The organism is Bacillus sp. SN1, from assembly GCF_002796895.1.
Lineage (GTDB): Bacteria > Bacillota > Bacilli > Bacillales > Bacillaceae > Bacillus > Bacillus inaquosorum.
In genome coordinates this window covers 454,515-473,634 of record NZ_PHIE01000004.1, presented here as the reverse complement: position 1 = coordinate 473,634, position 19,120 = coordinate 454,515, and the positions used below count along the sequence as shown (strand labels likewise).

The window sequence follows — 19,120 nt, the reverse complement described above, 5'->3', positions numbered from 1 at the left end:
CGCCGCTAACATCAGGGAGCAAGCTCCCATCTGTCCGCTCGACTTGCATGTATTAGGCACGCCGCCAGCGTTCGTCCTGAGCCAGGATCAAACTCTCCGATAAAGTAGTTTGACTGACTACGCACATCACTGTGCGATTTATTAAAAATGAATTAACAGGTACGTTTTGTCTTGTTTAGTTTTCAAAGATCATTCAATAATGGAGCGGGTGATGAGAATCGAACTCACGACATCAGCTTGGAAGGCTGAGGTTTTACCACTAAACTACACCCGCGTGGTATCGCGTGGTATTTTTATTGGCGCGCCCGAGAGGAGTCGAACCCCTAACCTTTTGATCCGTAGTCAAACGCTCTATCCAATTGAGCTACGGGCGCTTATCAAGCGACTTAACTATCATACTATCATTTGATGTTGAAGTCAAGAAGTTTTTTTAAAATGTTTTTTGAAGTTCGAAACTTTTTAATTCGACCTTACTTATTATACACATTTTTAAAAACTTGTAAACACCTTAGAAAAACTTTTTTGTTTTTCGTGTTGTTGTGTGCTGTTCATCAGCGACGTTTAATAATATACCATGTGTAATTTCTGCGGTCAACACTTTTTCTATATTTTTTATTGAATTCTTTTACGGGCTTAGATATGCGTATATTTCACTTCCCTTTACAAAGAATATAAGAAATCAGTCACTAGAAAAGAAATGAGGCGTGTTATGTATTACTACAAAGAAGAACTGATAAATATCATTAAGCCGGACAAACCAGACCCTGCAGCCGCTAAGGTGCTGCAGGAAATATTAGGCGGACATTACGGTGAAATGCGTACGATGATGCAGTATTTTTTCCAAAGCTCTAATTTCAGAGGAAAACAGAAACAGTACCGCGATCTGCTCCGTGGCATTTTTTTAGAGGAGATTGCCCACGTTGAACTGGTGCAAAACACAATTAATGCTTTATTAGATGAATCAGGCGGTGCAGGTGTCGGCAGTCAAGGTGCAGATCAGGCACCACTTGATGAAGCGATTAAACATGCTAATCCTCATCATTATATTATTGGGGCGCAAAGTTCCCTTCCTGTTGATGCAGGGGGCAATCCGTGGAATGGGTCGTGGGTATATAACCACGGAAACTTAATCACCGACCTGTTGGATAACTTGCTTCTTGAGTCAACAGGAGTGCTGCAAAAAACAAGGATTTATGAAATGAGTTCTAATCAGACGTTTCGGGAGACACTTGCTTTTCTGATTGTACGCGACAATGCTCACCAGAATGCATTTGCCAAAGCGCTCGAGACATTGGGCGTTGAATGGGCTAAGCTCTTGCCTGTGCCGAATTACGACATTAATAAATATCCTGAGTGCAGAAAATATGTCGAATTAGGCTATCACAATGCACAATTTAATTTCAGATTGGATGAGACAAGAATCGGCGAAATCTATCAAGGAACATCTCCGAGCAGAAATGGCGGAGAGTTACAAGTAATAGAGCCTCCGGCAGGGTTCCCTGTACCAATGCTTCCGGAAATACCAAATGAACACAGTCCTGGGTTAGGCGATATGAATGCCTGATTAGGGTATGAAGGTGCTCAAGAAACTTCTTGGGCACCTTCTTAAAGTGTGACAATGCATCTTATTTATTCAACGATAGGCGTTAAATAATCACCGTTCCATATCTCTCCCTTATTGAGTGTCCAGCGATCATTATATAAAGCTGAAGCACCCTTGTTTGCAGCTGGGCTCCACCCATCATTCCAAGCCAGAAAGTAAATCGTTTTAGGATATTTTTGTTTTATTGCATTGATCAACAGGCTGTAATCGAAGCTGCCGTTTGCTGTTTGCGGGCCAACTTCTGTAAAGGCAAATGGTTTATTAAGCGCTGTTAGCTGATCGTAACCGTCAATAGAATATGCATCTTGAAAATAAGCATCTAATCCGACAATATCCACGTAAGATGCACCCGGGTAAAAATTGATTTTTAAATCTCGGTTGGCGTCGGGAGAGTAGACCCAAAGCAAATGATCAAGTCCTCTTGTATCGGTCATATAATGATAGATTTTCTTGTAGAGCTGTTTATATAGGGAGATTCTTTCATTGTCCTTTTGATTATATGATGTAAGTCCCCACCAAAACCATTCACCGTTCATTTCATGCAGCGGCCTGAACAGAACAGGCACACCTTGGTTCTCTAATTCTTGAAGTCCGTCAGCAATTTTGCTGAGCATGGCATTCAGCCGCTTCCCTTCTGCTGTTGAAGAATCTAGTATGTTTTTATACTGCTCATTAGTAATCGGAGTTTTAAAATTCCCTGACTGAAAAGCCGGATTTGCCAGATGCATACTGATTTGCGGGATTCCTCCGCTTTTCCAATACGAAAGTAAATCGCTGTTGCAGCTTACATCTATTGAATCTTCAATATTTGTCGTTTCAAGCCACCCTCTGGCATAATCACAGCCGTAAATAGCAGGTGATTGTCCGGCAGCGCCTCTGATTCTTTCAGCCTCAGTCATAGAGAATGTGTCATGACTGTACCCTCCAAACGCTCCAGAAAGGACTTTGTTTTCTGTTCGATTCGGCAGATGAGCCAGCCAATTCATCACTGATTTTGTTGTCTGCTGTGCATTAGGATTTACAGGCGACACAGTGTGCGCTTCAATTGGGTTTGCCAAAACAGCAGACGCTAGTAAAAAGAAAATGAGCAAAGAGATCGTATGTTTCTTAAACAAATGTCATTCCCCCGTTCATTAAGGATGAGATATCATCAACTCACATGTTCCTTCTATTGAAAACTCGCCAAAATGCGCAGGCAAAATAAAGTGTGAGCCTTCATTACACTCATACTGAATACCATTATTTACGATTCGTCCTGATCCGTTCAGAACACTCCCCAGCAAATAGGTTGGATGAGAAGGAAAATCAGCTCGGCCGCTAATCTTCCATTTATACACTGAGAAATAATCCGATTGTACATAAACAGTGATCACCGCGTTATCAACTTCTTTCACTTCCGGTGTATGCACTTTATCGTTATGCGGTATCGTTATGACTTCCATGGCTTTTTCTATATGAAGAGTTCTTTTTTGGCCCTGGTCATTACAGCGGTCGTAATCGTATACACGATACGTTGTATCAGAGTTTTGCTGGATTTCAAGGACAAGGGTTCCCTCACATAAAGCATGGAGCGTACCACTTGGCACATAAAAGAAATCTCCGGGCTTGATTTTGATGCGCCTCAGCAGACCGTTCCAATCGTCGCTTTCCATTTGCCGTTTAAAATCTTCCTTTGTGTTTGCGTGATGGCCCAAAATCAGTTCTGCGTCTTCTTTGCAATCAATAATATACCAGCACTCCGTTTTCCCAAGACCGTTTTCGTGCAGCATCGCATAATCATCATCAGGGTGTACTTGCACGGAGAGATCCATATTAGCGTCCAGCAGCTTCACCAGCAGCGGAAACACCTTTCCATCTGGAAAACCGAAAACCTCCGGATGATCCTGCCATACTTGGTCTAGTGTCTTTCCTGCCAGCGGGCCGTTTTGAACAGCCGACGAACCATTGGCATGTGCAGAAACAGCCCAGCACTCACCTGTTTTTTCTGAAGGTATCGCATAGCCGAAGGTATCACGAAGCGCTGTTCCACCCCATATCCTTTCTTTAAAGACAGGCTCCAAAAATAAAGGGTGCTTCATGACCGTACCTCCCCAGATGCTGTTTCTGCTTGTAAGGCCTGATCCGCTAAAACAAGCGTGCCGATGATTCCGGCATTCCTGCCTAAACGGGGAGGAACGATATACGAACTTATCGATTCTGATAATTCAGAAAAATTCAAGTAGCTGTTCATTATTTTCGGTACGTATTGATAAATATAAGGAAACATTTGTTTCTGATTCATGACGCCGCCGCCAAGAATGATTTTTTTAGGTGCAAGGATCAAAATATACTGAGCCAGCGCTTGGGCAATATAGTACCCTTCCAGTTCCCAAACTTGATTGATATGTGCTAAATCAGCAGCTTTTTTTCCCCAGCGCGCTTCTATGGCAGGACCGGAAGCCAAGCCTTCAAAGCAGTCCTTATGATATGGGCACTTCCCTTGGTATACGTCATCCGGGTGCCGGCGGATATAAATATGGCCCATCTCTGGATGTGACAGCCCCTGAAGAAGCCGGCCCTCTACAATTGCCCCTGCACCAATGCCAGTGCCAATCGTCATATACAGGCAGCTGTCGAGGTCCTTCGCTTCACCGAAAAGGAATTCCCCCAGCGCCGCAGCATTGACATCCGTATTAAATCCGACTGGGATTTTCATTTCATTTTTGACGGTTTGCAAAAAGGGATAATGTCTCCAGCCCGCTTTCGGCGTAGCCGTAATGGTTCCGTATGTTTTATTGGTTTTATCGGTATCCACAGGACCAAAGGAGCCGATGCCGATGGCCTGCAATGAGAATTGGCGAAAATATTGAATCACTTTTTCTATCGTTTCATCCGGGATCGTTGTAGGAATCTCTACTCGGTCAATGATCGTTCCATCTTCTTTACCGACGGCACAAACAAATTTTGTGCCGCCTGCTTCAATACCGCCAAGCATGCAGATGGCCTCCTTGTTATCTCCGCGATCAGCGCCGAATGTTTACAGAGGTGACGACAAATTTGTCATGCCGATGACGTGAAAAGGAATATTCAAATGGAATGCCGTTATCTAAAAATCCCACATGTTCGACTTCCAGAATTGGATCATCCTGTTTGCAGCCCAGATGCTGCTGGTCAATATGATCAGATTTGCAGGCCCTGATTTTCCGATGCGTTCCGGCGATTTTGAGCTGCAGCTCGTTTGTGATGTGGTTGTAGATCGAATCATGAAGGACATCATCATTAATGCCCGGTATTAAATGAGTCGGCATATAAGTTTTTTCCAATACATATGGTTCTCCCTCTACAATCCGCAGCCGAACGACATAATAAACGGGTGTTTTCTGATCAATAGACAAATGGGCAGCCACTTCCTCTGTGGGAAATTGCACTTCAAACTGAATGACCTTGCTTTTGATTTCCTTATCTTTCAGCAAGTTGGTCAATCCGAGGATTTCATTACTCACCACATGGACATGGTCATCCTGTATCGCTGACTGAATAATAAACGTGCCGTGGCCTCGTTTTCTGAACAGCAGCCCTTCGGCAACTAAATTATCCAAGGCTCTTTTCATCGTCATGCGGCTTGAGTTGAACTCTTTGGCAAGAGAAACTTCATCGGGAATCGGCTGATCGATCGGATAGACGTTATTTTTGATTCTATTTCTCATTTCATTTGCGATGATTTCGTATTTATTCATTGGTATCCTCCGGCAGCTGTTAAAGTTTGATATCACATAAGCTTCTTTACGGATATCATAAGTCCTTTTCCCTATTTCATCAATGTTGCGGCTGTTCGTGATCTCTATTCATCATGATGATTGCCGGAAGACCTGTACATCTAGAAACCGTGTTGCTCAGCAACCTTTTTGAACCAATTTCCGCTCTTTTTGACGGTCCTTTCTCCGTCTTTCTCGAGATTGACTGATACAAACCCATAGCGGTTTTTATAGGCATTTGTCCAAGACCAGTTGTCCATAAACGTCCATAAATGATAGCCTTTTACGTTCGAGCCTTCCTGTATGGCGCGGTGAATCCATTTGAGGTGCTCTTTTATAAATTCAATCCGGTAATCATCTTGAATAATGCCTTGTTCATCCCTGAAGCGTTCTTCGCCTTCGACTCCCATGCCGTTTTCGGAAATAAAGCACTCGATGTTCCCGTAGTTTTCTTTTAAATTGATCAAAATATCATAAACGCCTTTTTCATAGATCTCCCAGCCGCGATGCGGATTCATTTTGCGGCCCGGCATGACGTAAGGATCAAAATACCTGTCCGGCAAAAAAGGAGCGTCGGGATTTGGAAGATGTTCTTTTGCTTTTACACGTCTCGGCTGGTAATAATTCACACCCAACAGGTCAACTGTATTGTGTTTAATGACCTCAAGATCTTCTTTCTTATAGTCAGGCACAAAGCCTTCGTTCTTCAAAATGTCAACCAGCTCTTTTGGAAATTCACCTTTGACAGATGGGTCTAAAAAGGATCTGTTAAAAAACGCGTCAGCTATTTCCCCTGCTTTCACATCTGCCGGATGGCTGCTTCTCGGGTATGAAGGCGTCAAATTTAAGATGATGCCGACTTTTCCGTCCTGCTTCATCTCCCTGTAAGCCTGAATCGCACGGGCACTTGACAGCATCGTATGAAAACCGACCTGGACGGCCTCTTTAAAATCCACCTTGTTTGGATAATGAAAATCATATAAGTATCCGCCTTCTACAGGCACGATCGGTTCATTATGCGTGAACCATTTTTTCACCCGGTCACCAAACAAACGGAAGCACGTTCTTGCATAGTTTTCATATGCGTCAACCGTTTCTCTGTTTACCCAGCCGCCGATTTTTTGAAGCTCCATCGGCATATCAAAATGAAACAAATTGACAAAAGGCTCTATTCCGTTAACGATCAACTCATCAATGACGCTATGATAAAACTCCGCGGCTTTGGCATTGATTTCGCCTGTTCCGTCCGGTATTAAGCGCGACCAGGAAATCGACATCCGGAACGAATTGTGGCCAAGCTCCTTCATCAGCCTGATATCTTCTTTATAGTTGTCGTAAAATTGAGATGTGGCTGCGGGTCCGACATGATCAAAAAAACGATGCGGCTCTTTTTCAAACCAATAATCCCATATATTCTGCCCTTTCCCGTCTCTATCGGCGGCACCCTCCGTTTGTGTTGCTGAAGCGGATGATCCCCACCAAAAATCTTTCGGAAACCGATATTGTTCTGTTTGTGTCAAAGTCTCTCTCCCCTTATGTCACATTTTAATACTGTTATCATTTTGCTGAGCTGTTTCCTGAACAGCCTGTTCTTTTTCTTTTGCCAGATTTAATTTATCCATTGCTTTCAGGAACGGAAACCATATCACGAAGACAATCAGCAGATTGACAAGCTGCATCACGCCCCCCATGATCGAGTTCGTCGCCATGATGCCATTAATAAATAATGGAACTGTCCATGGCACCGTCACACCAGTCGGAGGCGGAACGAGCCCCGCTGACATGGCCAGATAGGTGACGAGCGTAACAACCATCGGCGCCAACACCCAAGGCACAATAATGATTGGATTCATGACAATTGGGAGTCCGAAGATAATCGGTTCGTTTACGTTAAAAATACCGGGAGCGAGGCCAAGCTTGGATACTTGCTTCATCTGCCTGCTTTTCATGAATATGAGAATTGTAAACACAATCGCTAGCGTCATCCCGGTTCCGCCCATCCCTACTGTATAAATCTCCATAAACGGTTTTGAAATAATATGAGGAACTTCTTTTCCCGCTGTGTAAGCAGCAAGGTTTTCTACCTGCAGTGTATTCCAAATCGGGTCCATCACGGAATTGATAATGATCTGTCCGTGCAGCCCAAAAAACCAAAGGATTTGAATGAAAAACACGGCAATCAGCGTCGGGATGATACCGCTTCCAAGTCCGACAAGCGGAGCCTGAATCGCATGATAAATGACATCGTGCATATTTGTTTTAAAAAGCAGAGTCACCAGAACGTTAATCAGCAAAAATACAGTCAATGTAATAAATGCCGGAATAAGTGCGGCGAATGATTTTGCTACAGCAGGCGGAACACCTGCAGGCATTTTGATCGTCAGGTTTTTTTGAACGATTCTTCTGTAGATTTCACCAGAAAGAAATGCCGTAATCATGCCAAGAAACATCCCTTTTGCACCGAGACGGTCGACCGGGATAACGCCTGTAATGGCATCTCCTGTTTCCGGCTGAACGACAAATGGCGTTAAGAGCAAAAAGGAAACCAAAGCGATTGCGCCGCCAAATACAGCTTCGACCTGATAGCTTTTTGACAGGTAATAGCCTATCCCGAAGACAACAAAGACAGACATAATGCCCATAGTCGCCGTGGACGCTATGCCAAAATGAGACTGAAACGACGTAAGCATTGAGGCATTCATGATTTTGTTTAAGAACGGAAGGTTCGTCAACACCACAAAAATAGATCCGAATATCGTAAGCGGGAAAGCCAGCATAAATGCATCACGCAGCACTTGCAAATAGCGGTTATTGTTTAACCTCCCTGCAATTGGAACAAGGAATTGGCTGATTTTCTCGAACACCCTATCCACCCCGATTTTTTTATAGATTCTTTGTTTTAAAGAGATCAAGCAGTTCTTTGACTAATTCTTTCATGGTCAATGTTGACATCAGGTGATCCTCCGCATGCATAAGTAGCAAGGAGAAAGTCGCCTCTTCCCCGCCGGATTCTTTCTGTATCATTTGAAAGTGAATATCATGGGCTGCGGATAAATCATGCTCAGCATTCGCAATGAGAGCATCTGCCTCCTCCTTGTTCCCTTCCTTGTAGGCGCGCAGTGATTGTATAATGCAGCTGCGGGCATTGCCGCTGTGCAGGATAAGCTGAAAACTGATTTGTTCGTCTGTTAAATCCGTGATTTTCATCTGTTCCATTATTGATTCTCCATTAATGACAATGCCTGCTCATACGCTTTTTTGCCATCTGCCATTCCATAGGCCATCATGTCAATGACTTCAACCCGAATGTTGTATTGATCCGCTTCTTTTTGCAGTTCGCTTTTCAGAAAGCTCATTTGCGGGCCGATCAAAACGGCTTCCGCTTTTTTCAAGTCTTCTTTCGCCTTATCCTGGCCGACAGCCCAAATCTCTGCTTCCTCTCCAATGGATTGTGCGTATTCCTTCATTTTTGTCACCAATAAACTGGTGGACATTCCCGAACTGCACGCAAGTAATATTTTTTTCAACTGCTATCCCCCCCCTTATGATTAAAACGCTTACAATTGTTATTATAGTCATTTATTTTTAAATGTCTATACTTTTAAAAAAATAAATATAATCATATCCTCGTCCGGTTCACCGCTTTGTAAAATTTTCTATGGAAGATTCATTCATAATGTGGTACACTCATCACGGAAACGAATCAATTAAATAGCTATTATCACTTGTATAACCTCAATAATATGGTTTGAGGGTGTCTACCAGGAACCGTAAAATCCTGATTACAAAAATTGTTTATGACATTTTTTGTAATCAGGATTTTTTTTATTTATCAAAACATTTATGTAAAGGAGTTTGTTATGAATTTTAAAGTTTTCCTGCTTGCAGCTTCTACGATTGCAGTCGGATTGGTTGAGTTAATTGTGGGAGGAATTCTTCCTCAGATCGCAAATGATTTAGACATTTCCATTGTCTCAGCCGGGCAGCTGATCAGTGTGTTTGCGCTGGGATATGCAGTGTCAGGGCCGCTGCTTTTGGCATTGACTGCGAAGATTGAGCGAAAGCGTTTATATTTAATTGCGTTATTTGTTTTCTTCCTAAGCAATCTTGTGGCCTATTTCAGCCCTAATTTTGCGACGCTGATGGTGTCAAGGGTATTGGCTGCGATGAGTACGGGGCTGATTGTTGTGCTTTCCTTAACGATCGCCCCGAAAATTGTAGCGCCTGAATACAGAGCGCGCGCAATCGGAATTATTTTTATGGGATTCAGTTCTGCTATCGCATTGGGCGTGCCGCTCGGAATCTTAATCAGCGATTCCTTCGGATGGCGCATTTTGTTCCTTGGCATCGGACTTTTGGCGCTAGTCTCCATGCTGATTATTTCAATCTTCTTTGAAAAGATACCGACGGAGAAAATGATTCCTTTCCGGGATCAGCTCAAGACGATTGGCAATCTGAAAATCGCGAGTTCACACCTCGTCACGATGTTTACATTAGCGGGGCACTACACGCTATACGCTTACTTTGCGCCGTTTTTAGAAGAAACTCTTCACCTGAGCTCTTTCTGGGTCAGCATTTGTTATTTCCTTTTCGGGATATCTGCTGTATGCGGAGGCCCTTTCGGAGGAGCGCTTTCTGACCGGCTTGGTTCCTTTAAGAGCATTTTGCTGGTGACCGGTTCCTTTGCCATCATTATGTTCTTACTGCCGCTGTCAACATCGTCTATGATTTTCTTTTTGCCTGTCATGGTGATTTGGGGACTTCTGAGCTGGAGCCTCGCCCCCGCTCAGCAAAGCTATTTAATTGAAATTGCACCAGATTCGTCTGACATTCAGCAAAGCTTTAACACGTCTGCCCTCCAAGTCGGGATTGCCCTTGGCTCAGCGATTGGCGGTGTTGTTTTGGATCAGACGGGTACTGTTGTCTCAACGGCATGGTGCGGCGGTTCAATTGTCATTATTGCTGTCCTGTTTGCCTTAATTTCTTTAACAAGACCTGTTCAGACAGCAAAAAAATCCTCCTTGTAAAAGGAGGATTTTTTTATGATGTAGCTGAAAGCTCGTCTTCTGTGACCCATTTGTGGTTTTTCACTTTTTCACCGCTAGTTGTCGATGTATAGTCAACCATGTATACGGTTGTTTTTTCGGCGGAGTCGATCTCGGCTGTTGCTCCCTTCATGCCTTTCATATGAGAAGCCTCTAAGATCACCTGATCTCCGGGGTTTAATGTTTTATCTCCCGCATCTTTGATCTCTTCCTGGATCACCCATTTGTGATGATCCACGCGCTGTCCTCCGTTTGTCGGAGTGTAAGAGACAACATACGCCGTTGTATCATAGGCGCCTGTCACTGTAGCTTCGGCACCTTTCATGCCTTTCATATGAGATGTATTGATGATCACTTGGCTGCCTACTTTATATTTCGGATTTTTAGATTCCTGTAATCCCTCTGGAACATCAGCTGATCCGGAATGCTCCATTTCTTCATGTGATGAGGAATTTGAATGATTTTCATGAGTGTTTTCTTTCGTGCTATTGTTATTGCCGCATGCTGATAAAACAAAAACAAGAGATAACATCAGAATTCCCAGTGCTTTTTTAGAGACTTTCATGTTCATTCTCCTTTGCTTCATTATTTACTGTAATTTTCCCGCAGACCATAAAACCGCATATCTGCAAGCAAACATGCCCTCTCGATAATACTATACCCCCGAACGGTATGTAAATACGCTGATATTCTCATAAAATGTTCCCGCAGTTTGTCCTATTCCCCTTGCTTTGCATGGCCAAACATGGAAAAAGCCGCTGTTACGCGGCAATTAGTGATGTAACACTTTTATATACACACCTTTTTTCGCTTTTTGATAAGCGGCCTCTCCCATTTTTCTGACGTTTTCCGATACAGCTGAGGCTTTGACCCATTCGTCATGATGAAAAATGGATGGATCGATGAGGCGCATTTTCTTCTTTTGATGGAAATCGTACTGGATGTCATCTTCTTTTACTTGAACGCGGGGATGAATAGGTTTAAGCAAGCTCAGTACTTCTTCATTTTTTGAGGCATGCAGGATGTTGAGTACCTCTTGATCCGTTTTCAGCAAGTCTTCTGCGGATATGACATTGTGCCGCAACGCAGCCTTCAATGTTCGTGCTAAATATTCATATCCAAATACATTCACGGGATGCAAAAAGAAATCAATCACTTCCTTGTAATACACCCCGACAAACCATTCGGCGGCTTCGATACCGTCCGGAAACATCCTACCGTTTCTCACAATAAGATGATCCAAAAAGGTTTGCGCTTCGTGCAGACTAATGTGGCCATATCGGTACATGTCGCGCAGCGTATAGTCTATCCGATCGGCACAGAGCTCCGGTGCGGGCTGTTCGAGCAATGTCCATCTCGTATCGTCTGATAGAAATTCTTCGGCATCATAACCATGTTTTTTAAAAATTCCCGGAATCTCAGAGTGAACAATGACTTGTTGAAAGATGTTTTCATGATAGTCCTCCGCTTCATTTTCAAACACAACATCAACCACATGGGAAAAAGCCGTGTGTGACACATCGTGGAGCAGGCCTGCTATCTGTTCCTCTATTGTTCCTCCCAGCTGTTTGATGAGGAGCATCACGCCGATGGAGTGCTCATACCGGGTCACATCCCACTTTCGATTGACTAAAAAACTTGCTCCGCCTTGATAGATTCCTTTTAATCTTTGCACAGGAGCGCTCTTGATAAGCTCTTCAAGCACTCCGTCTATATCGTGCTGTCCGTAAATGTCATCGTTGATTTTCATGCCTTCACCTCTAAATCTATTTTTTATTGTATCACATGCAATATTTCAATAGAGGAGTGTTACGATGATCATCATCCCAAACAATGAATGACCGAAACAGATGATGGCCGATTTTTTTGCCAAGCATTGGGGTACACCCGAGATGGTGATTTCCAGCGGCATTTTTCGATGTAATGAATTAGATGGTTATGCCGCTGTAGATGAGAGCGGCGAAATCATCGGTTGTATTACATACGTGATAGACGGGAAAGATTGTGAAATTATTTCATTAGATAGTATCATTGAAAAGAAAGGGTTTGGCACTGCTTTACTGCAGCAGGAAGTGGAAGCAAGGTGATCATTATTCCGCAAGTCAGTTTACGCTTAATGAAAAAACCTTGTTTGACTAAAAGCAGCAATATAATTAAAAGGCATAACATATTTCATATAACTAATAGGTTATGCCTTTCTTCTTTACAATGACATATCATTCGTTCCTAAAGCTATTTTATTTTTTCATTTCCGCCAAAAAGTGGAGCAGTTAGCCTTGTCACGAATATTAAATTCAATCATTTTTTCAAGTAGCGGGTAATCAACTGGGCCATTCCAAGGGATACGTATCAGCTGCTTGGTATAGTCATATCCGGCCTTTACAATATCATCCTGTACATGCCTTATCGTCACACTTTCAGGGGCGACAGCTAAATGCTTTTTAGATACACTAAAGCCAATAATAAATGTACCATGATCCGTAAACATTGGTTGATTCCATTTTATTTCTGTATGTAAATGTGGATATTTATTTTTTATCCAAGTCAACACTTCTTCCGTTCTTTCTCGGTGGAACGGGTCATCAATCCCCGCTACATATTCAGAAAAAACATCCATGTTGTTCCCTCCTCAAATAAAATGATACCGTTCAGAGAAGTTCATTAAAACTCCAAACGGAACCGACCAGACACGTACTTAAACAATCCTATTTCCAAATGTAATACTTAAAAGAATCCTGATTGTTCAAGAAGTAAGCGGGTTGTTTCTATGTGACTATAGCAGTTATCAGTCCGCCTCCCCACAGCCAGTATCTATTCCTTTAATTTATTTCTTTAGTACTATTGCTCTTTCCTTCTAAAACTTCTCATAAAAGAATAACCATTATTTAAGGGTGTCCGTTAATTATTCTTGTAAATCCAATCTTTAAAATCGATTAATACTAGCTTAACACTTGAAAAATATAATGAGGTTGTCTTTCAGATTTATATATTTCTAGGAGGTTATCCAGTTGAAAAAATTCCCGAAGAAATTACTGCCTATTGCGGTTTTATCATCTATTGCGTTCAGCAGCTTAGCCAGCGGCAGTGTGCCTGAAGCCAGCGCCCAGGAAAAGAAAAAGGGGAATCAAAACGAAATTAAAAATGTGATCGTTCTGATTGGTGATGGTATGGGTGTGTCCTATACGTCTGCTCATCGTTATTTAAAAGATAATAAAAAGACAAAGTTTGTAGAGCCTACCGCTTTTGATCAATACCTTGTCGGCCAGCAAACGACTTACCCTGAAGATCCAGAACAAAACGTAACAGATTCTGCATCTGCAGCAACGGCTATGTCTGCAGGGATCAAAACATATAACAATGCGATTGCGGTGGATAACGACGGTTCAGAGGCCAAAACGGTACTTGAAGCGGCAAAAGAAAAAGGAAAATCAACAGGACTTGTGGCCACTTCAGAAATTACACATGCCACTCCGGCTTCTTTCGGTTCACATGACCACAGCCGAAAAAATATGAACTCGATTGCCGATGATTATTTTGATGAAATGGTCAACGGCAAGCACAAAATTGATGTCCTTCTAGGCGGAGGAAAAAGCAATTTTGACCGCAAGGACCGCAATTTGATCAAGGAATTCAAAAAAGCGGGTTACAGCTATGTGGATAACCGCAAGGACATGCTGAAGAATAAAGACAGCCAAGTTCTCGGACTATTCGCGGACGGCGGCCTGCCTAAAAAAATTGACCGCACGAAGGATATTCCTTCATTAAAAGACATGACAAACACAGCAATTAAAAAATTAAGCAAGGATAAAGACGGTTTCTTCCTCATGGTGGAAGGCAGCCAGATTGACTGGGCGGGCCATGACAATGATATCGTCGGCGCCATGAGCGAGATGGAAGACTTCGAACAAGCTTATAAGGCGGCTCTTGATTTCGCCAAAAAAGACAAGCATACATTGGTTGTCGCAACGGCTGACCATTCAACCGGCGGATATTCCATTGGTGCTGACGGCATCTACAACTGGTTCAGTGAACCCATTAAAGCCGCAAAGCGCACACCTGACTTTATGGCAGAAAAAATCGCTGACGGCGCAAATGTTGAAAAAACATTAAAAACGTATATTGATCAAAAGAAATTAGCTTTAACTGAATCAGAAATTCAATCTGTTGAAAAAGCCGCAAAAACGAAAGAAGTGCTTGAAATCGATAATGCGATCGAGGAAATTTTCAATAAACGCTCCCACACCGGCTGGACGACAGGCGGACATACTGGTGAAGATGTTCCGGTCTATGCGTACGGACCGTCTAGCGAGGACTTTGCAGGCCAAATTGATAATACTGAAATTGCCAAAAATGTTTTCAACGCTTTACAATACAACATTAAGATTAAAGATAAGTAAAAGAATACAAGGTGTCCCGTTGCTTGTATGAAGTAACGGGCTCTCTTATTAATGGGGGAATCATCATGAGAGGAATTCTTTCGATCTTCGTTTTTATCATCGTGCTCGCGGGCTGCTCATCGAACGCCAATACAGAAAAACAAAGTGCGGGCGGAGAGCAAGCGGTAAAAGCCACACCGCAAAGCACATCATCTCAAAAAGACAGCATAGATGAATATCAGCCTAATTCCCAAGTAACCGATGACCGGTCATTGCTGAAGGCGGGCCAAACGTTTTCTGATGACAAGGGAAAAGCTGTTTTAAAGGATATCAAGCAAGTGAATCAAACATATAAGATTGGCGACGTGGAGTTAACGGTAAAAGAAATGAAACTGATCCATTTGCGCCCGGACTACAGCATGATTGATTATTTTCATGTGTTAACACACGATGAAGAGTTTGATTTCGTTAAGGTCTTTGTTGACATCAAGAACACATCTTCAAAGAAAGTAAATGTTGCGCCGATTGCCTTGATGAAAACAAATACAGGGGAAACTTTTGATTGGAACAAAGATATTTATCTTGAAGAGTTAAATGGCGAATTGGAAGGCGGAGCCGAAAAGTCCGGAAATCTCGGTTTTATTGTGAACGCATCAAGCGGCCATGCTCATGACGAAGATGCTGATGATAAGAAGAAAGCAAAAGAGATCAAGTGGATCGAAATCACAACAAGTGACGTCTTTGACCAAAATCATAAGAAAATCAGTGATGCTCAAAAGATCAAAATCAAGTTTTAAATGATGAACTCCCGTACCAGGTACGGGAGTTCTTTTTTTATCTGTTTTTTTGACAAATCAATTCATCGATCCGCTCCATCACTTCGTCCATGTCCATACACTCTTGGAAGCTTTGATTGATTTTTTTAATGCCTTCCGTATATTGATCATGATGTAAAACCGCGTCTACGCCCTGTTTTAATTTTTGTACATCGACTTCATCTTTAGAGATGACATAGCCTGCATGGAGTTCAGAAAGGCGCTGCGCCACCATCGGCTGATCCTTGTCATGAGGCATTACAACCAGAGGCACGTTGAAATGAATTCCTTCATTTACGCTGTTCATTCCGCCGTGTGTAATGAAGACATCAGCTTGCTCCAGCACTTCCAGCTGAGGGACATACGGGGCGATGATAAAGTTTTCCGGCGCCTGCTTGAATTTGGTCAGATCCGCTTTTTCTCCGGCAGCGATAACGACTTTTCCGTTAAAGCCAGAAAATGCATCAATACAGAGGTTGAAAAATTCCTCCGTATTGTCCAGAACAGTCCCCATTGAAATATAAATAACCTTTTCATCTTTTAACTGTTCAATCGGGAAATCTGTTTTTTCCGCTCTCTTTGGAAAGCTGGGGCCGATAAACAAACATTCATCCCCAAAACGATCGCTTTCAGGCTGAAAATAACGGCTTGTATACACTACATTTAATTCCCCTTTATTGTTCATAAATTGAACCAGATTTTTCGGGGCAACACCGTACGTTTCTTTCATTCTTTCTAAAAGATCTTCGCACTCTTGATCCAATTCAAGCGGCGCACCAGATTCGGGATGCAGCGGCAGGATTTTCAGATGTTCTTCGCCAAACAGGAAGGAAGCTGATGAAGAGACCCCTGGAATATCTAAGAAATCCCTAACCAATTCCCCCGCACCGAATTTATCATAATAGACAAAGTCAAATTGAATGTTTTTAGATAAGTCTTTGACAATATGTAAAATGTCCAGCGAGGTTTTGATATGGATTTTCAAGAAATCAAGAATGCCATTGGGCGAACCGATATGAATAGGTGTTGTTCGCAGCAGATCCTGGTGAAGATGGACAGTTGCTCCCGCCGCTTCTAATCGTTTTTTATATTTTTCAGTGGAAATATAATGGACATCATATCCCTTATCGGAAAACGCTTTTGTGATGCCTAAGGTAGGATTCACATGGCCTTCCGCAGGAAAATTTAAAATCAATACTGTCTTCATTTTGACAACTCCCTCTCATATCGTATTCTGAAACTTTGTTTGATCAGACTACACTACTAATCGTAAAATGGGGACGTATCGCCATGCAAGGGACAAATGATTGAACAATTCTGCTGCTCTGGACTTAAATCCAAAAAAGACACCGAGCTTTGGTGTCTTTTTTATACCTTTCTGATCGTAAAAAATTTCCGCAGAAGCCACGGTCCTGGCGTGAAGCCCAAGGTTAACTGCCAAGCGCCTATGGCTTGCAACCCGTATTCGCGGACGATCAGCATCTTCTGGCTCATGCTCCTGACATCTTCAAACCATACCTCATGCGTTCGCCCCTGCTGATCTCTGTACCGGAAAAAAGGTGATTGATATTCGGTTGAATATTGTATCGGGCTTTGGTACCTCATCGCTGTTTCGATTGCGTTTTGATTTGAAATGGCTGAAGCAACTGTGCCCGGCTGGTAGGGGATGATCCAGTCGTATCCGTAGAGCGGGACTCCGATAATGATTTTTCTGCTCGGCACCTGTGCAATCGCAAACTCAATGGTTCTCCTGATCTCAGTAATCGGTGCTACAGGGCCCGGCTCACTCCCGGCATGATGCCAATCATAAGCCATGATAAACATATAATTGACAACCGCTCCAATCCCTCCGTAATCGTAGCCTCTCAGCCATGGAATATTATCGCTTGTTTTTGCCGGAACAGCTATCGTCAGCACATAGCCTCCAGCCTGAAGGCGATCTCTCAGCTGACGTAAAAACCCAGTAAAAAGATCCCGATCTGCGGCGCTCACCTGTTCAAAATCGATTGTCACACCCCCATAACCCCTTGTGGAAACTAAGTAATAAATATTGTTGACCAGGTTGGTTCTCGCTGTCGGATTATTCAGGACTTGGTGAACGAGTTCTGTACTGAACCCTGCCGATGTAAGGTTGGTTATGGTGGCCAGCGGTGTCACTCGCCTTTGCCATGTTGTCTCAATAGCGGCCGCATCATCTAACTGGTTTGCAATGTCGCCGTTAGGTGCAATATGGTATTCGAAAATCGAAATCGAAGACGAGTATGGCGCATAATCATTGATTAACGCCCGGTCGAGCTCAGGACTTCGGAGAACATAAAAGCTTAACGTACCCGCAATGTAATTTGAGATAGATGGAATCGTTATTTTCATTCCTGCCTGTAAAGCATTTGGGCTGATGCCCGGGTTTGCGGTCCGCAGCCGCTCTAGTGGAACAAACGCTTTTGCCGCAATGGCGGTCAGCGTGTCTCCCGGCTGAACGGTATATACATAAAGAGGGATAAGGAGAGCCTGCCCCGGCACTATATTCGTTTCATCTAAACCATTCACACCCCGGATTTGATCAACAGAAGCACCGTATCTTCTGCCTATGGAAAACAGAGAATCACCAGGCCCGACGATATGGATAAACATGTTTAACCCCCATTATTCGTTAGTCAATCCATCATAAAATCTTATTAATCGGTTTCCTTATATATGTTGGTGAACACATAAAAAATACCAAGGGGTCAGCTCCCCCTTGGTTCCGGATCACGCATATCAATTCTCTTTTCCTTCTTCAAGCACACGCTTCAAATGCTCACAGTCATGATTGAAATGAGCCATCACATACTGTTTGGCTGCTTCTTTGTTTTTCTTTTTTACTTCTTCAAATATCTTGCGGTGTTCACTCAGGATCGTTTCTGCACGGTGGTCACCAGTATAATTAAGGATTCTGCAAAAGTGAATCAGATCATTTACATGCTCTAGCAAATTTTTCAAATGTCTGTTATGGCTAAAATCGACAAGCAGCTCATGAAATTTTTGGTTTAAACTGATAATTTCCGTATCTTCCGTTCCGTTGTGAATGGCTTTTTCTGTTTCTTCAAGCTGTTTTTCAAGTATGGCAAGCTCTTCCTCATTCGCTTCGTCTATGACTAACTCGACTGCCAGCTGCTCCAGCGGGATTCTGATTTTATAAATCTCATCTACATCTTTTGCCGTTAACGACGTGATAGAAAATCCATTTCGGTCATCTGCTTTTAACAACCCGTCTTTCTCAAGCAGCCGCATGGCTTCCCTTATCGGAGAGCGGCTGACGCCAAAGCTTTTCGCCAGCTGTGTTTCGTTTATCCGTTCCCCCGGCTTAAAAGTCCCGTTGAAAATCATTTTTTTCAGCTGGTTATAAAATTGCAGGTAGTAAGGAGTCGGCTTGTCTAATTTAAAATCGTCCATATATAATACCTCTTTTGAATATATTCAGGGGCTTTTCTTCATCAAAATCATATAACAGATGGTAAAGGGAAGCAACAAACTGCCTTGTCAGATCTCAGAATTTGAGGTACGATAT

18 protein-coding genes, 2 tRNA genes, 1 rRNA gene, 2 pseudogenes and 1 riboswitch are annotated in these 19,120 nt (G+C 42.9%); of the genes and pseudogenes, 6 read left to right on the top strand and 17 right to left on the bottom strand.

Features of this window, described 5'->3' with window-relative positions; genetic code table 11:
* The 3 genes from CVV77_RS16570 to CVV77_RS16560 all read right to left on the bottom strand — a co-directional run.
* Positions 1–103 (bottom strand): 16S ribosomal RNA (locus CVV77_RS16570); the annotation flags it as partial.
* Positions 104–200: 97 nt separating this feature from the next.
* A tRNA-Gly gene (locus tag CVV77_RS16565) sits at positions 201–274 on the bottom strand.
* Positions 275–297: 23 nt separating this feature from the next.
* Positions 298–374, bottom strand: a tRNA-Arg gene (locus CVV77_RS16560).
* Positions 375–709: 335 nt separating this feature from the next.
* On the opposite strand from CVV77_RS16560, the gene CVV77_RS16555 reads away from it, so the two are divergent.
* The gene (locus tag CVV77_RS16555) at positions 710–1,564 is read left to right on the top strand and encodes a manganese catalase family protein (RefSeq protein WP_003240648.1); all 855 of its coding nucleotides are present in this window, start codon (positions 710–712) and stop codon (positions 1,562–1,564) included.
* Positions 1,565–1,629: 65 nt separating this feature from the next.
* Here the strand turns inward: CVV77_RS16555 and CVV77_RS16550 are convergent, their stop codons facing one another.
* The 8 genes from CVV77_RS16550 to CVV77_RS16515 all read right to left on the bottom strand — a co-directional run bounded on the left by CVV77_RS16550 (position 1,630) and on the right by CVV77_RS16515 (position 8,864).
* Complete coding sequence (locus CVV77_RS16550) at positions 1,630–2,718, bottom strand: glycoside hydrolase family 26 protein (protein ID WP_100275939.1); 1,089 nt, start codon at positions 2,716–2,718, stop codon at positions 1,630–1,632.
* Between the two features lie 18 nt (positions 2,719–2,736).
* Positions 2,737–3,681 carry a mannose-6-phosphate isomerase, class I gene (manA, locus tag CVV77_RS16545; RefSeq protein ID WP_100275938.1) on the bottom strand — a complete coding sequence of 315 codons (945 nt, stop codon included), beginning with the start codon at positions 3,679–3,681 and terminating at the stop codon, positions 2,737–2,739.
* Positions 3,678–4,577 carry an ROK family protein gene (locus tag CVV77_RS16540; protein ID WP_100275937.1) on the bottom strand — a complete coding sequence of 300 codons (900 nt, stop codon included), beginning with the start codon at positions 4,575–4,577 and terminating at the stop codon, positions 3,678–3,680. The genes manA and CVV77_RS16540 overlap by 4 nt, the downstream gene beginning before the upstream one ends.
* Before the next feature lie 28 nt (positions 4,578–4,605).
* Positions 4,606–5,319 carry a transcriptional regulator GmuR gene (gene gmuR / locus CVV77_RS16535; RefSeq protein ID WP_019257632.1) on the bottom strand — a complete coding sequence of 238 codons (714 nt, stop codon included), beginning with the start codon at positions 5,317–5,319 and terminating at the stop codon, positions 4,606–4,608.
* Between the two features lie 140 nt (positions 5,320–5,459).
* Positions 5,460–6,857 carry a 6-phospho-beta-glucosidase GmuD gene (gene gmuD / locus CVV77_RS16530; RefSeq protein ID WP_100275936.1) on the bottom strand — a complete coding sequence of 466 codons (1,398 nt, stop codon included), beginning with the start codon at positions 6,855–6,857 and terminating at the stop codon, positions 5,460–5,462.
* A gap of 18 nt (positions 6,858–6,875) precedes the next feature.
* Positions 6,876–8,201, bottom strand: coding sequence for a PTS cellobiose transporter subunit IIC (celB, locus tag CVV77_RS16525; protein WP_100275935.1), 1,326 nt, complete (start codon positions 8,199–8,201; stop codon positions 6,876–6,878).
* Between the two features lie 19 nt (positions 8,202–8,220).
* Positions 8,221–8,553, bottom strand: coding sequence for a PTS sugar transporter subunit IIA (locus CVV77_RS16520; RefSeq protein WP_100275934.1), 333 nt, complete (start codon positions 8,551–8,553; stop codon positions 8,221–8,223).
* On the bottom strand, positions 8,553–8,864 hold the full coding sequence (locus CVV77_RS16515) for a PTS sugar transporter subunit IIB (protein WP_100275933.1): 312 nt from the start codon (positions 8,862–8,864) through the stop codon (positions 8,553–8,555). The genes CVV77_RS16520 and CVV77_RS16515 overlap by 1 nt, the downstream gene beginning before the upstream one ends.
* Before the next feature lie 178 nt (positions 8,865–9,042).
* Positions 9,043–9,142, top strand: a riboswitch (purine riboswitch).
* A 55-nt stretch (positions 9,143–9,197) separates the two neighbouring features.
* Between CVV77_RS16515 and pbuE the strand changes: the two genes are divergently transcribed.
* A complete protein-coding gene (pbuE, locus tag CVV77_RS16510; RefSeq protein WP_003240630.1) occupies positions 9,198–10,364 on the top strand; it encodes a purine transporter PbuE in 1,167 nt (388 codons plus the stop codon).
* Between the two features lie 13 nt (positions 10,365–10,377).
* Here the strand turns inward: pbuE and CVV77_RS16505 are convergent, their stop codons facing one another.
* Together CVV77_RS16505 and CVV77_RS16500 are read right to left on the bottom strand one after the other, a co-directional pair.
* On the bottom strand, positions 10,378–10,968 hold the full coding sequence (locus CVV77_RS16505) for a YdhK family protein (RefSeq protein WP_100275932.1): 591 nt from the start codon (positions 10,966–10,968) through the stop codon (positions 10,378–10,380).
* A 186-nt stretch (positions 10,969–11,154) separates the two neighbouring features.
* On the bottom strand, positions 11,155–12,132 hold the full coding sequence (locus CVV77_RS16500) for an HD domain-containing protein (RefSeq protein ID WP_100275931.1): 978 nt from the start codon (positions 12,130–12,132) through the stop codon (positions 11,155–11,157).
* Between the two features lie 100 nt (positions 12,133–12,232).
* Between CVV77_RS16500 and CVV77_RS16495 the strand changes: the two are divergent.
* Both CVV77_RS16495 and CVV77_RS16490 read left to right on the top strand, forming a co-directional pair.
* Positions 12,233–12,460, top strand: a pseudogene (locus CVV77_RS16495) (GNAT family protein); the annotation flags it as partial.
* A pseudogene (locus CVV77_RS16490) lies at positions 12,453–12,521 on the top strand (DUF4944 domain-containing protein); the annotation flags it as partial. The pseudogenes CVV77_RS16495 and CVV77_RS16490, both read left to right, overlap by 8 nt.
* Positions 12,522–12,627: 106 nt before the next feature.
* Here the strand turns inward: CVV77_RS16490 and CVV77_RS16485 are convergent.
* Positions 12,628–12,999 (bottom strand): iron chaperone, encoded by a 372-nt coding sequence (locus tag CVV77_RS16485; RefSeq protein ID WP_088111455.1) that lies wholly within the window; start codon positions 12,997–12,999, stop codon positions 12,628–12,630.
* Between the two features lie 391 nt (positions 13,000–13,390).
* On the opposite strand from CVV77_RS16485, the gene phoB reads away from it, so the two are divergent.
* On the top strand, positions 13,391–14,779 hold the full coding sequence (phoB, locus tag CVV77_RS16480) for an alkaline phosphatase family protein (RefSeq protein WP_100275930.1): 1,389 nt from the start codon (positions 13,391–13,393) through the stop codon (positions 14,777–14,779).
* Between the two features lie 65 nt (positions 14,780–14,844).
* Positions 14,845–15,555, top strand: coding sequence for a DUF4352 domain-containing protein (locus tag CVV77_RS16475; RefSeq protein WP_084992195.1), 711 nt, complete (start codon positions 14,845–14,847; stop codon positions 15,553–15,555).
* A 37-nt stretch (positions 15,556–15,592) separates the two neighbouring features.
* On the opposite strand, the gene CVV77_RS16470 is transcribed toward CVV77_RS16475, so the two are convergent.
* The 3 genes from CVV77_RS16470 to CVV77_RS16460 all read right to left on the bottom strand — a co-directional run bounded on the left by CVV77_RS16470 (position 15,593) and on the right by CVV77_RS16460 (position 19,005).
* Positions 15,593–16,780 (bottom strand): macrolide family glycosyltransferase, encoded by a 1,188-nt coding sequence (locus CVV77_RS16470; RefSeq protein ID WP_100275929.1) that lies wholly within the window; start codon positions 16,778–16,780, stop codon positions 15,593–15,595.
* 161 nt (positions 16,781–16,941) lie between these two features.
* Positions 16,942–18,204, bottom strand: a complete 1,263-nt coding sequence (locus CVV77_RS16465; protein ID WP_100275928.1) for a glycoside hydrolase family 18 protein — start codon at positions 18,202–18,204, stop codon at positions 16,942–16,944.
* A 126-nt stretch (positions 18,205–18,330) separates the two neighbouring features.
* Positions 18,331–19,005, bottom strand: a complete 675-nt coding sequence (locus CVV77_RS16460) for a GntR family transcriptional regulator (protein ID WP_019257619.1) — start codon at positions 19,003–19,005, stop codon at positions 18,331–18,333.
* Between the last annotated feature and the right edge of the window lie 115 nt (positions 19,006–19,120).